General features: G+C 53.7%; 12 protein-coding genes. 11 read left to right on the forward strand and 1 reads right to left on the reverse strand.

The genetic code is table 11. The features are described from left to right. The first annotated feature begins 38 nt into the window (after nt 1-38). From I8U19_RS14660 to I8U19_RS14710, 11 genes are all read left to right on the forward strand, one after another. Nucleotides 39-1,175, forward strand: coding sequence for a cobalt-precorrin-5B (C(1))-methyltransferase (locus tag I8U19_RS14660; protein WP_033101519.1), 1,137 nt, complete (start codon nt 39-41; stop codon nt 1,173-1,175). After that, nucleotides 1,138-2,382 (forward strand): precorrin-6y C5,15-methyltransferase (decarboxylating) subunit CbiE, encoded by a 1,245-nt coding sequence (gene cbiE / locus I8U19_RS14665; protein ID WP_198056345.1) that lies wholly within the window; start codon nt 1,138-1,140, stop codon nt 2,380-2,382. The genes I8U19_RS14660 and cbiE overlap by 38 nt, the downstream gene beginning before the upstream one ends. Then, nucleotides 2,379-3,083: a precorrin-2 C(20)-methyltransferase gene (gene cobI, locus I8U19_RS14670; RefSeq protein WP_198056346.1), complete on the forward strand. Its 705-nt coding sequence runs from the start codon at nt 2,379-2,381 to the stop codon at nt 3,081-3,083. Before cbiE ends, cobI begins: the two co-directional genes overlap by 4 nt. Beyond that, on the forward strand, nt 3,080-3,877 hold the full coding sequence (cobM, locus tag I8U19_RS14675; protein ID WP_033101522.1) for a precorrin-4 C(11)-methyltransferase: 798 nt from the start codon (nt 3,080-3,082) through the stop codon (nt 3,875-3,877). Before cobI ends, cobM begins: the two co-directional genes overlap by 4 nt. Then, a complete protein-coding gene (locus I8U19_RS14680) occupies nt 3,874-4,986 on the forward strand; it encodes a cobalt-precorrin 5A hydrolase (protein ID WP_198056347.1) in 1,113 nt (370 codons plus the stop codon). Before cobM ends, I8U19_RS14680 begins: the two co-directional genes overlap by 4 nt. Continuing rightward, a complete protein-coding gene (locus tag I8U19_RS14685) occupies nt 4,979-6,385 on the forward strand; it encodes a cobyrinic acid a,c-diamide synthase CobB (RefSeq protein WP_198056348.1) in 1,407 nt (468 codons plus the stop codon). The genes I8U19_RS14680 and I8U19_RS14685 overlap by 8 nt, the downstream gene beginning before the upstream one ends. Continuing rightward, complete coding sequence (gene cobO / locus I8U19_RS14690) at nt 6,382-6,960, forward strand: cob(I)yrinic acid a,c-diamide adenosyltransferase (RefSeq protein WP_033101524.1); 579 nt, start codon at nt 6,382-6,384, stop codon at nt 6,958-6,960. The genes I8U19_RS14685 and cobO overlap by 4 nt, the downstream gene beginning before the upstream one ends. A 15-nt stretch (nt 6,961-6,975) precedes the next feature. Next, nucleotides 6,976-8,481, forward strand: a complete 1,506-nt coding sequence (locus I8U19_RS14695) for a cobyric acid synthase (RefSeq protein WP_198056349.1) — start codon at nt 6,976-6,978, stop codon at nt 8,479-8,481. Between the two features lie 59 nt (nt 8,482-8,540). Further along, nucleotides 8,541-9,326, forward strand: a complete 786-nt coding sequence (locus tag I8U19_RS14700; protein ID WP_198056350.1) for a HoxN/HupN/NixA family nickel/cobalt transporter — start codon at nt 8,541-8,543, stop codon at nt 9,324-9,326. 200 nt (nt 9,327-9,526) lie between these two features. Beyond that, nucleotides 9,527-10,387 carry an alpha/beta fold hydrolase gene (locus I8U19_RS14705; RefSeq protein ID WP_198056351.1) on the forward strand — a complete coding sequence of 287 codons (861 nt, stop codon included), beginning with the start codon at nt 9,527-9,529 and terminating at the stop codon, nt 10,385-10,387. 240 nt (nt 10,388-10,627) lie between these two features. Further along, the gene (locus I8U19_RS14710; RefSeq protein ID WP_152568579.1) at nt 10,628-11,122 is read left to right on the forward strand and encodes a DUF6843 domain-containing protein; all 495 of its coding nucleotides are present in this window, start codon (nt 10,628-10,630) and stop codon (nt 11,120-11,122) included. 271 nt (nt 11,123-11,393) lie between these two features. Here the strand turns inward: I8U19_RS14710 and I8U19_RS14715 are convergent, their stop codons facing one another. Next, on the reverse strand, nt 11,394-12,926 hold the full coding sequence (locus I8U19_RS14715; protein ID WP_033101529.1) for a Na+/H+ antiporter NhaC family protein: 1,533 nt from the start codon (nt 12,924-12,926) through the stop codon (nt 11,394-11,396). Between the last annotated feature and the right edge of the window lie 436 nt (nt 12,927-13,362).

Below are 13,362 nucleotides of genomic sequence, written 5' to 3' on the forward strand. Positions count from 1 at the left end.
ACAGTTTCACAGATGTTCATCAGTTAAGGAGTTTCGCAATGAAAAAGCAGGCGGAAGAGCAAGAACGAAAAGAATTGCGACATGGCTATACGACGGGAGCTTGCGCTGCTGCCGCCACAAAAGCGGCCCTGCTTTCCCTGATCACCGGACAGGCCGTCCATGAGGTGGAGATTGTGCTTCCGGTCGGCCAAATGGCGTCTTTTTCGGTCGATCAGGCGCAACTGCGGGAAGGGGAGGCAGAATGCAGCGTGATTAAGGATGCTGGTGATGATCCTGATGCCACGCATGGAGCACGTATTGTTTCCACCGTGACTTGGAGTGAAGAACCGGGAATCCGGCTCGATGGCGGACCGGGAGTGGGCCGGGTGACCAAACCGGGGCTGCCCGTGCCCGTGGGCGAAGCGGCCATCAATCCGGTTCCGCGGAAAATGATTCGTGAAACAGTGAGAGAAGTGCTTTCATCCTTTGCCATCAAGCGCGGTGTTCAGGTAAAGATCTCCGTGCCGGATGGAGAAGAGATTGCCAAAAAGACGCTGAACGAAAGGCTGGGGATTGTGGGTGGCATTTCGATCCTGGGGACGCGGGGCATCGTGGTTCCGTTCTCCACTGCAGCTTATCGGGCCAGCGTCGCCCAGGCAATCCAGGTGGCCAGAGCGAACGGTTGCCGGCATTTGGTGCTGACGACCGGGGGCAGCAGTGAAAAGGCGGCGATGAAAATGTACCCGGAGCTTCGCGAGGAGGCTTTTATCCAGATGGGGGACTTTGTCGGGTTTGCCTTGAAACACGCAAAGCGGGCCGGCGTCTCGAAAGTGACGCTGGTGGGGATGATGGGCAAGTTCTCCAAAGTGGCGCAAGGCGTGATGATGGTTCATTCCAAGAGCGCGCCCGTCGACTTCGACTTTTTGGCCCGCATCGCGGAAAAAGCCGGCGCTCCCCCCGCTTTGGCTGCGCAAGTCCGGGAGGCGAACAATGCCACCCATGCCGGGCAGCTGATGGAAGAGGCAGGGCATGACCGCTTTTTTACGCTGCTTTGCGAACAGATATGCCGGCAGTGTCTTTTGCAGGTTGAAGGCGGCATCCGGATTGAAACCATTTTAGTCAAGATGAAAGGTGCAGAGTTAGGGAGGGCGGAAATGAGTGGCGAAAAAGATGAAGGTGATTGGCATCGGCGATGACGGGCAAAACGGATTGTCTTCCCGCGTCAAGAAGTGGATTGAACAGGCGGACGTGTTGGCGGGCGGAGAACGGCAGCTCTCCTTTTTTCCGGATCATCCGGGCAGGCGGATCCTGATCAAAGGGGGGCTCGGCCCGGTTTTGGAGCAGTTGGAACGTGAAAGCCGTCAGCACGATGTCGTCGTCCTGGCTTCGGGAGATCCTCTTTTTTACGGGATTGCCAGCTTGATCGTGCGCAAGCTGGGACTGGAACGGGTGGTGATTCATCCCCATCCCAGTTCGCTTCAGCTGGCCTTTGCCCGCATGGGGGAAAGCTGGCAGCAAGTCCGGATCGAAAGTGTGCATGGGCGGCCGATGAAGGGACTGGCCCAGCGGATTGACGGGCAGGAAAAGGTGGCTCTGCTTACGGATGAAGTCCATTCTCCGGGGGAGATCGCCCGTTATCTGTTGCAGTTCGGAATGACCGAGTACCGGGCGTTTGTGGCCGAGAATCTGGGTGGCCCGGAAGAAAGATGCGGCTGGTGGGAATTGGACGAACTGGTGGATGCCGAGTTCTCTCCGCTCAACATTGTCGTTCTCAAGCGAAAAAAAGAGGTGCCAGTTCCGCGATGGAGTTTGGGGATCGAGGATGGGGAGTTTTTTCAGCGGAAGCCGGAAAAAGGATTGATCACCAAAAAAGAAGTGCGCGTGCTCAGCCTGGCAGAATTACGCTTGCAGAAGGACAGCACGGTTTGGGATATCGGTGCGGGGTCCGGCTCGGTTTCCGTGGAAGCGGCCAAACTGGCCCCGTTTGGAGAAGTGTTTGCCATTGAAAAAAATGAAGCGGATCTTGCCAACATTGAAGCCAACCGCAGGAAATTCCGTGCCGATTTCACCGTGATTCATGCCAAAGCCCCGGAAGGTCTGGACTCATTGCCTGACCCGGATGCGGTATTTATTGGCGGAAGCGGTGGTGAGCTGTGCGAGCTGCTCCGGGTTTGCTGTTTGCGCCTCAAGTCCGGCGGCCGAATTGTCGTCAACGCCGCCACGGTGGAAACATTGGCACAAACACGGGAAACGCTGGCAGCGCAAGGATTTTCCGTGAGAATCACTTTGCTGCAAACAGCCAGGAGCAGGCCAATCCTGCAGATGACCCGCTTTGAAGGGATGAATCCGATCAATGTCATTGTCGGCGAAAGAGATCACACCACAGGGGAGGGACGGGCATGATCGGACAACTGATCGGAATCGGCATGGGGCCGGGCGATCCGGAATTGATCACGGTAAAAGCTTATCGCGTGTTAAAAGAATCCCCGGTCATTGCTTATCCAAAGAAGCGGATGGGCGAAAAAAGCTATGCGTTGTCCATTGCCGAGAAGTATATCAATCCGCTGGAAAAGGAGATGCTCGGGCTTGTTTTCCCCATGACGAGGGACCGGGAACAGTTGGAACGGGAATGGGAGCGAACTGTCGAAGCAGTCTGGCAAAGGCTGTCGCAAGGAAAAAACGTGGCATTTGTCACCGAAGGAGATCCGCTGCTGTACAGCACGTTTATTCATATGAGCCGGCGGATGCAGGAATTGCACCCACAGGTGGCGATTTCTTCCGTTCCGGGCATTTCATCGATCAACGGTGCTGCTTCCCGTTTAAATTTGCCTCTGGCGGACGGCGATGAGCAAATCGCCATCGTTCCGGCAACGGAAGACCGGCAGGCGATGAGAAAAGCGCTCACCGAACATGATGCGGTTGTCTTTCTCAAAGTGGCAAAAGTGCTGGATCTGATTATTGACCTTTTGGAAGAATTAAATCTCTCAGACAAGGCGATGGTCGTTTCCAAGGTGACTTCCGATCAGGAAATGGTCTGGAAGAACGTGGCCGAACTGAAAGGGCAGAAGCCGGGATATCTGACACTGATGGTGGTGAGAAAATGAAGCGATTGGAAGCAAAAGTCTACATCGTGGGAGCAGGTCCCGGAGATCCGGATCTGATCACGGTCAAGGGGCAGCAGGTTCTGCAAAATGCCGACGTGATCCTGTACACCGATTCACTCGTCAGTGAGGAGCTGATTGCCCGGGCCCGCCCGGATGCTTTGGTGTTGAAAAGTTCAGGGATGGATTTGCAGCAAATTGTCGGACTCATGGTTGCCCATGTCCGCGGAGGAAAAAGCGTCGCCCGCGTCCATACCGGTGACCCGGCCGTTTATGGAGCCATTTTTGAACAGATGGCCATGTTAAAAAAAGAAAAGATTCCTGTTGAAATCATCCCGGGCGTCAGTTCCGTGTTTGCCGCTGCCGCCGTCTTGGGAGCGGAACTGACGATTCCCAAACTGACGCAGACGCTCATTCTCACCCGCGCCGAAGGCAGAACACCGGTGCCGGAAAAGGAAAAACTGCGGGAATTGGCAGCCCATCAGACTACGATTGCCTTGTTTTTAAGTGCCACGTTGACCAAAAAGGTGGTAAACGAGCTGCTGGAAGCGGGATGGTCCGAGGATACGCCTGTCGCTGTGGTGCAAAAAGCGACCTGGCCCGAGCAGAAAATCGTCCGTTCCACCCTGAAGCATCTGGATGAAGAGATGCGTAAAGCCGGCATTCGCAGCCACGCCATGATTCTGGCCGGATGGGCGCTCGACCCCGATCTCTATGAACAAAGCGAAGCATACCGTTCCAAGCTGTATGATCCTTCCTTTACTCACGGCTATCGCAAAGGAGGGAATGCTTCATGAACCGGATGTATGCAGTGGTTGCCATAACCAAGCACGGTGTCGAAATAGCCCGCCGCCTTGTCCGCCAGCTTCCGGGTTCCGATCTGTACTATATGGACAAATTTGCCCGCGGGGATGAGGAAGCGCTGGGTATTACCCTCTTTACCGGGTCGGTGCGGTTGATCCTTCCTGATTTGTTCCGGCGGTACAACGGCTTGATCATCCTGATATCTCTCGGCGCGGTGGTGCGCATGATCGCTCCCTTGCTCAAAGACAAGAAAACCGACCCGGCCGTGGTGGTGGTCGATGACCGTGGGGAGCATGTGATCAGCGTGCTGTCCGGCCATCTCGGCGGGGCCAATCAACTGACCCGGCGTGTGGCTTCCATTCTGGACGCGCGGCCGGTGATCACGACCGCTTCCGATGTGCAGCAAACAATCCCCGTCGACTTGTTCGGCAGTCAATTTGGCTGGGAAATCGAAAGTTTTGAACGGGCGACACCCGTAAGTGCGGCGGTGGTAAACGAGGAGAGGGTGATTGTCATTCAGGAGTCGGGCGAACCGGACTGGTGGGCCTATGACAAACCCCTGCCCGGCCATATTCAGGTGGTGGCTTCTGCCTGCGAGGCGGAGGAACAGGAATTTGATGCCGCCCTCGTGGTAACGCATCGTTTGTTGAGCCCGGATGAAGAGAAACGCTTTCTGCAAAACGGGGTTCTTTACCGTCCGAAAGTGCTGGTGCTCGGAATTGGCTGCAATCGGGGCACCACGCTGGAGGAGATCGAACAGACCGTGACGGAGACGCTTGCTGAACTGAAACTCTCCATTAAAAGTGTCCGTAATATTGCCACCATCGACTTGAAAAAGGACGAGCCCGGCCTCCTCGCTTTGTGCCGAAAATACGGCTGGCGGATGGATGTATATTCTCCTGAAGAACTGAACACCGTTTCGCTGCCCAATCCTTCGGAAACGGTATATCGCTATACGGGGGCTTATGGCGTGAGCGAACCGGCAGCCCTGTTGTCTTCGGGGGCGGAAGATTGGCTCTTGCCCAAGAAAAAATCAGGAAATGTGACCCTGTCCGTTGCCCTTGTCCCACATCCCCGCGCAGGGAGGGAGAACAATGAGTGAAGCGAGACCGAGGATCGTGATTGCCGGAACCGGCAGCGGCGTGGGCAAGACGACCATTACGCTCGGCTTGATGGCCGCATTCAAAAAACGCGGGCTGCAAGTGCAAGGGTTTAAAGCAGGCCCCGATTACATCGACCCCAGCTATCACACTGCCGTTACCGGCCGTCCTTCCCGCAATCTGGATACCTGGATGATGGAGCCGGAGGGCATGCGGGAAATTTTTTTCCGCGGGAGCCGGGGGGCTGACATCTCCATCATTGAAGGAGTCATGGGGTTATATGATGGAAAAGATCCGCGCAGTGACAGGGGGAGTACGGCTGAAATCGCCATGATGCTGCAAAGCCCGGTCATACTCATCGTAAACGTTCACAGCATGGCGCGCAGTGCGGCGGCCGTGGTGAAAGGGTATCAGCTTCTGAATCCGGCCGTGCCGATTGCCGGAGTGATTGTCAACAGGGCAGGCAGCGAAGGACATTTTCGCCTGGTTCAGGCGGCGATTGAACAAGAATGCGGGATTCCTGTGGTCGGCTGGCTCTCCCGCGATCCGTCGATCGACATTTCGGAACGTCATCTCGGTTTAATTCCGGCGATTGAGCGGGGAGAAATCGCCCCGCTGTTTGCCCGCTTGGCGGAGCTTGTGGAAAAAGGGATTGATTTGGAACGGCTGGAATCGCTGGCCAGTGCAGCCCCGCGGTTGAAAACGCCGGAAAAGCGAATTTTTGCGCCCGCGTCATCTGGGGAAGAAGAACCTGTCACCATCGCGGTGGCCAAGGATGCGGCTTTTAATTTTTACTACCCGGAAAATCTGGAGCTGCTGACGCATCATGGCGCTTGCCTGCGTTTTTTCAGCCCTCTTCGCGGAGAAATCGTGCCGGAGGAAGCGGACGGTCTGTATATCGGGGGAGGCTTTCCCGAAGAGTTTGTCCGGGAATTATCGGGCAACGGCAAAGTGAAGGATTCCTTTCGTAGGAAAATCGCCGCAGGCCTGCCGACGTTTGCCGAATGCGGCGGGTATATGTACCTGACTGAGGCTATCATCGACCGGGAAGGAAACGCTCATCCGATGGTCGGGGTGATTCCGGCTGCCGTCCGGATGAAAGACCGGCTGGCGGCGCTCGGCTACCGGGAAGTGGAGGCGTTAAGCGACAATCTGTTGCTGAAGCGGGGCGAAAAAGCGCGTGGCCATGAATTTCATTATTCTGAGCTGACGGCACAGTCGGACCATTACCCGCCGGCTTACCAAACGAGCGGGCGCAGGGGAAAACACCGGGAAGGGTATGTGCGGGAAAATCTGCTGGCCGGCTATACCCATCTTCATTTTGCATCCCATCCGGAGATGGTGCCGCGCTTCATTTCCGCATGCCAACAATACCGACTGAGCAGGAGGGCTGACACATGAGCAACCTGGACAAAAGGGAGACAGCCGGAAAACAGGACAGTGGACGGCGCGGGCTCACACTGGTTTACACAGGTGAAGGCAAAGGAAAGACGACGGCGGCTCTCGGGCTGGCGTTAAGGGCAGCCGGCCGGGGGATGAAAGTGCTGATTCTGCAATTTATCAAATCACCGGAACGGACGTATGGCGAGAAAATCGCGCTGGAGCGTCTGGGAGTGGAGATCTGCCAGCTGGGGATCGGTTTCACCTGGACCAAAACCCCGGAAGAACACCGGGAGGCGCTGGCCCGTGCATGGAAGATCAGCAAAGAAAGGGTAATGAGCGGAGATTACGATCTGGTCATACTCGATGAGATTAACAACGCGCTTGCCATCAAATCCTTTCCCATCGACGATGTTTTGCCGATGGCGGAAGTGCTCAACCTGATTCAAAACCGCCCTCCGCACCTGCATCTCGTTTTAACCGGGCGAAATGCGCATGAAAAGGTGATGGAAGCCGCTGATCTCGTCTCCAGAGTGGAGGCGGTCAAACATTATTATCATGAAGGAATCCCGGCGGTGCGCGGAATCGAATTTTGAAAAGGAAGCGGAACCATGAAGGCGATCATGTTGCAAGGAACAGCTTCAGATGTAGGGAAAAGTGTGTTATGCACGGCTTTTTGCCGCTATTTTCATGAAGAAGGTTTCCGGGTTGCCCCGTTTAAATCGCAAAATATGGCCCTTAACTCCTATGTGACGTCGGACGGGGGAGAAATCGGGCGGGCTCAGGGCGTTCAGGCGGAAGCGTGCGGCATTGAAGCAAATGTCGATATGAACCCGATTCTCCTGAAACCGAAAGGGGATCTGGTCTCGGAAGTGATTGTGCACGGCCGCCATTTTGCCGATGTCGCCGCCGGCTCGTATCGCGGACCGCTGCTCGGCCAACTCCTCACCGCGGCTTCGGAGTCCCTGAAACGGTTATCGCGAAAATATGAAGTGCTTGTGATCGAAGGGGCAGGCAGCCCGGCGGAGATTAATCTGAAAGACCGCGATATTGCCAATATGAGAATTGCGCAAATGGCGGATGCCCCCGTTCTGCTGGTGGCGGACATCGACCGCGGCGGAGTGTTCGCCTCGATCGTGGGAACGCTGGAACTGCTCGAACCGGAGGAACGGGCGCGGGTAAAAGGATTGATTATCAACAAATTCCGGGGCAGCAAAGCATTGCTTGAGCCGGGAATCAAATGGCTGGAAAACCGGACGGGAATTCCGGTGCTGGGCATTCTCCCCTATGTCGAAATCGATGTTGATCCCGAAGATTCGATGTCGCTGGGGGCATTGGCCTTAAAAGGAAACAAACAGGGAGCAGACCTGGACGTGGCGGTCATCCGGCTCCCGCGCATTTCCAACTTCACTGATTTTCTTCCGTTGATGGATCAGGACGATCTCGCCGTTCGTTATGTAAAATCGGTCGACGAGCTGGGAAATCCCGATGTCATCATCCTGCCCGGCACAAAGAACTCGATGGAAGATCTCGCCTGGCTGAAAGTGACGGGATTGGTCGGGGAAATCCTCCGATTAAAAGAGCGGGGCAGTTCAGTGGTCGGCATTTGCGGCGGATATCAAATGCTCGGACGAAAGTTGACTGATCCCGAAGGAGTCGAATCAAGCCAAACTGAACAGGATGGTTTGGGACTGCTCGCGATGGAGACCCGCTTCGTTCCCGGCAAGCAAACGGTAAGAGCTGTCGGGAGGCCCCTTGCCTCCTGGGGTGGTTCGGAGCTTGTCGAAGGGTATGAAATTCATTTGGGCCGAACCATATTGGCTGCCGGCACCTCTCCTCTTTTCAGGCTGGCGGACGGACGCCTGGACGGTGCTGTATCCGGGGAGGGGGAGGTATGGGGAAGCTATCTGCACGGCCTGTTTGATAATCCTTCCTTTCTCCGTCATTGGATCAATCATCTCCGCTTGAAAAAAGGTTTGCCCAAAAAAGAAGAAAGCGGGAGAAACAGGCGGGAGATCCGGGAAGCGGTTTATGCCTCTCTTGCTGGGTGGATTCGTGAACACATAGACATGCAAAAAGTGAAGGAAATCATGAAGCTGGAATCCGCGGATTCGTAATGTCGATGTACCCGATCTTATGCAATTCAAATACACGACATGAAGAAGGGAATGGTGGTATGGAGGTTTTTTCGCTGATTCTGTTCGTGTTCGTGCTGGGGTTGCGTCATGGTTTGGATGCTGACCATTTGGCCTGCATTGATGGGTTGGTCCGGTATAATTGGCGCAAAAAGAGCAAGGTGACACGCTGGGTGGGCACGCTGTTTTCATTTGGACACGGAACGGTGGTGGCGAGTGTTGCTGTCGTCCTTTCTGCATTCAGCCGAAATTTCAAGTTCCCGGACTATTTTGATACCCTGGTGACATGGGTGTCCGTTCTTTCACTGCTGCTGATCGGGACGTTGAATATCCGGAACCTTCTCATCCGCACGGAAGAAGAATACAAGTTGGGAGGAATCAGGGGGAGATTCATTCCTCGCTTCGCCCGGGAAACCTCCAATCCCATTCATATTGTCATTATTGGAGCCATCTTTGCCCTTGCTGCGGATACGGTCAGCCAGACCTCTGTCTGGGCGATCGCTGCCAGCCACGCAAGCCGGTGGATGCCGGCAATGTTGGGGCTTACCTTTATGGCAGGGATGATGCTCACCGATACCATTGATTCATTTATCACCTGCCGCATGCTGGAGCAGTCGGGGAAACTGGGAAAAGCGGCATCGCGAATCATGGGATGGATCATTGTGGTGCTGGCGTACGGTGTGGCTTGTTACGAAGCGATTATCTTTTTTGTTCCTTCGTTTGAAGTGGATTTTGAAATCATCGGGGCGATGATGTTTGCTTTGATTGTTTTGTGTTATGTGATAGTGCGTTTTGGAACGAAAGCAAAACCCGAGATCGGCGGATGATGCCCGGTCCGGTGAATGCGTCGAAAGAAAACCCTGCCGCATTGCAAAAGGAGCAGGGTTTTTTCCGTCGGCCGGCCTGTGGCTCCAGATGAATGGTATACTTGTGATGAAGGCAAAAACAAGACTCGATTTTTCGGAATTTTCGTGTTGATGTGCTGGATTGTTGACCATGACAACAGGAGAAAACAGGAGGGGTTATGATGAGGGCCGGAATGTCCCGATACCTGGAAGTCGACGGTGTGCAACTTCACATTTATGAGTGGGGTGATGCGGCAAAGCCGGCGGTGTTGTGCTGGCACGGACTGACCAGAAACGGCAGGGATTTTGATACCCTGGCCGCCCGACTGGCAAAATCCTTTCATGTGATTTGCCCCGACATGATCGGACGCGGACGGAGCGAATGGAGTGCGGATCCTGCCAAGGATTACTGTTTTGGGCGTTATGAGCGTTTGGTTGCCGCTTTGGTCGATGCTTTGGGAATTGAGGAAATGCGGTGGGTTGGCACTTCCATGGGCGGGGCGATCGGAATCCGCTTGGCCGGTTCGATCCTGCGAAACCGGATTACGCACCTTGTGCTGAATGATATTGGTGCCGGCCCGGCGGAGAAACAGCCGAACGGCGAACTTGCGGAAGGGATTCAACGCATTCTTGCCTATACGGCCAATCCGCCCGAGTTCCGAACAATGACGGAGCTTATGGATTATTATCGTTCCACTTACCGAGACTTTGGCATCAACAGTGAGGAGGAATGGCTTCATTTTACGGAAACTTCGGCCCGCCGCAAAGACAATGGCAAATTCACTCCGGATTATGATCCGCAGATTGTTCACCAGTTTGCCCATCCGGAAGACTTGTTGCTGTGGGAGCAATGGAACGCGGTAAAAGCGAAAGTTCTGTTGATCAGAGGGGAACGGTCGGATATTTTGCCGGTTGAGACAGCTGAGGCAATGCGCAAGAGCGGACCCGGCTGTCAATTGGTTACCATTCCCGGACTGGGTCACGCCCCAGCGCTGAATACAGAAGAACAGCTGACTTGCATTGAGCGTTTTTTAAATAGTTGAAGGAACAAGTTCCCGCTGTTATCCGGTCCGTCAGAAAGTCTTTGGCTACAGCTGTTCTGACGGAGTCCGGACATTCTTTTTCCGTCCGGTCAGGCCGATTGTCGGCTCTGTTCGATTTGCGGGTTTTGCCCGGGGCCGGTGAAGCGGGTTGGATCCCGGAAAAATTCCATGGTGAAAGCGGCATCCGACTCAGCGCATCAAGAATGGTATCCTCTTTTTGGGATGAATGGGGGAATAACCGTGCGGACATGGAAGTATCCTGCCGGATTGCTGTTGTTATTAGTCATGGCTCTTTTGCTTTACGTTGCATGGTCTTTTTTTTCAATTCCAACCTATGTTTTTCTCGTACCGAAGAACTATCACGGTTGGGTTCAAGTATATATGGACATTCCCGACGCCAAAGAACCCCCGAAAGAATTTTGGAACAAATATATGATCAACGTTCCTCCAAACGGAATGGTTTACACACCGTTGCCGGATCAACCGGCACACTTGGAAACCTATTTTGTTGATCAGCATGGGCACCGAACCGAACTTTTGCTGAAAGAAGATCCCCGGGCCAAAGATCCAAATGCCTTATATGTTCAAGATTTTTTCACTCAGGGATTAGATCATCTTCCTGCTTGCGATGTACTGTTTATCGGAACATCCCAGGAATACGAAAAGGTATTGCGGGAAAATCGCTATCCGGATTACTCGGAAGAAATCAAAAAGAAATTTCATTATCCCTATTAATTAATGAAGATGGGATTCAATTTGTTGTGCGACTGTTGTGCAAATGGACTCTTTTGAAGCCTTTCCGGGCAAGATCGGCAAATATTACCCGGTTGTCTGTCCACTCTTGGGCCCAGGTCTGTTGTCTTGGATACGGAAGTGTCGGAATACCGCCGTGAGAGAAGATGCCATTCACCCCGGTCTAATAGATCTTTTCAATCTTTTTCGTTGCCACGGAAAATGACCCCCTTATTGTGACCGGGGTCATTTGATTCCTGCTTTTTTCGTGCCTTCACCTGCTCATCACCCAGCCGATCACCGCATACAAAATGGCGCTGGCGATTCCGACGATCAGGGAGGCAATCAGTTTTTGATGCGCATATTTCATCAAGGGCAGCTTCATGACCGTGGCCATGGCGACGGTATTGTCACTCAGGGGAGAGGCAAATCCGCCGAAGCTGCCGCTGGCAAAAACGGCCCCGGTGATGAGCGGGATCGGGGTATGGGTGCCGGCAGCCAGCGAAAAACCCAGAGGCATCAGGATTGCCCACGCTCCAAAGCTGGATCCGACGATATAGGAGATGACACAGCCCACCAGAAACAGGACAGGAGCCAACCACAGGGACGGAACCAGGTGTTCGATCAGGTTTTTCGTATAGGTGATAAAACCCAGATCCGTCGAGACAGCTGTCAAGGCCCAGACGAGAGCGAGCAGCACGTTTACGCCCATCATCTCATTGCCCCCTTGCAAAAATCCGAAGAGGAGTCGCTGGATCGGCTGCCGGTGAATCCCGTACCAGATAAAGGAGAGAATCAGCGTGATGAAGACAGCTTCCAGCATCGCTTTGCCCGCATCGGCTTTAGTGAGTGCCTCCCAGAAAGAGGGGGTTTTCGTATAACCGTCCCACCAGGTGAGAAAAAAGGTGAATCCCAACAGCAGACAGAGGGGGACGATCAGATGAATTGCCTTGGGCGCGGCTGATTCTGAAACGATTTCCACCGGATCGGGAAAGTCGCTGTCAGGTTCGTGTTCACTGCTGGCGCCGGTATTTTTTTTCCCGGCCAACGCTTTGTCCTGCTTGCACAAATCTTTAAAATAACCGACCTGGGGCGAGGTGCGGAAAGGAGTGCGAATGCCGGGAGGGCAATCATTGGGATCAACAGCTCCTTTTTCCTCGGATTTTCCTTTGAAAAAAGTGAGATAAAGGGTATAGACCAGCATCAGGATAGAGAAGAAGTTGAAAGGAATGCTTTGCAGCAAAACCTGATAAGGGGTGAGGCTGAACCCCTGATGATGGGCCGAATCGGCGATCAGCCCGACCATGTACCCGACGAACGCCGTTCCGATCGGAATCAGGGCGATTAAGGGAGTTGAGGTGGCATCGATGATGAAGGCCACTTTGGAACCGGAGATTTTCAATCGTTGAAATACTTCTTTCATCACGGGGCCGACGGTGATGATGCGAAAGTCGGGAGCCATAAAGGTGGCCAGTGAGGAGAGCCAGGTCAGCCCGAAAGCGCTGCGGGCCGATTTGATACGGCGATTCATCCACTGCGCGAACCCTGATACTCCCCCCGTAACGCGAACCAGTCCGATAAAGGCGCCAAAGCCGTACATAAAGAGAAGGAGGCGAAGATTGCCGGGCGAAGTGACTTCCTTGACCAGATAGTGGATTGCCACTTCAATACCCCCGAGCCAGGTGAATTTTTTCATGTAGGCTCCGACGAGCAGGCCCGCCATCAGGCCGATCAGTACCTGGCGTGTCCACATCGCCAGCGGGATTACAATCAGAAAAGGCAAAAGAGACCAGAAAGATGCGTGCATCAGGTCCACTCCCTGTGTGGAATATTTCGATCATAGGATGCACCAAGAAAAGGAAAATCATTCCGAGACAAGATCTTATTCATCTATACTTGGTATGCGGACAGCAGGAAGGCGGATCAGAGTGATGGAGGAATGGCTGTTATTTTGCTTTATCGGGAAGAAAATCCATCAGCAGCTTTTGGAAATATTTTCATTTGACGCAGCGCTCTCCGGGTGATATAGTAGTTTACGTCGCTTTTGCGAAGAGGAAATTATCAATCTCGTTTCTAAAAAACTATTGACATATGATGCGAGATGTGATAGCATTAAATTCCGTCGCGATAAGCGATTGATAAAAAATGTGTTCCTTGAAAACTAAAGAGTGAAGCATGACCTGTTGATTCTTTTTGAGCTAGATCTTTATCGGAGAGTTTGATCCTGGCTCAGGATGAACGCT

It is taken from the genome of Thermoactinomyces sp. CICC 10523, from assembly GCF_016055105.1.
Lineage (GTDB): Bacteria > Bacillota > Bacilli > Thermoactinomycetales > Thermoactinomycetaceae > Thermoactinomyces_A > Thermoactinomyces_A daqus.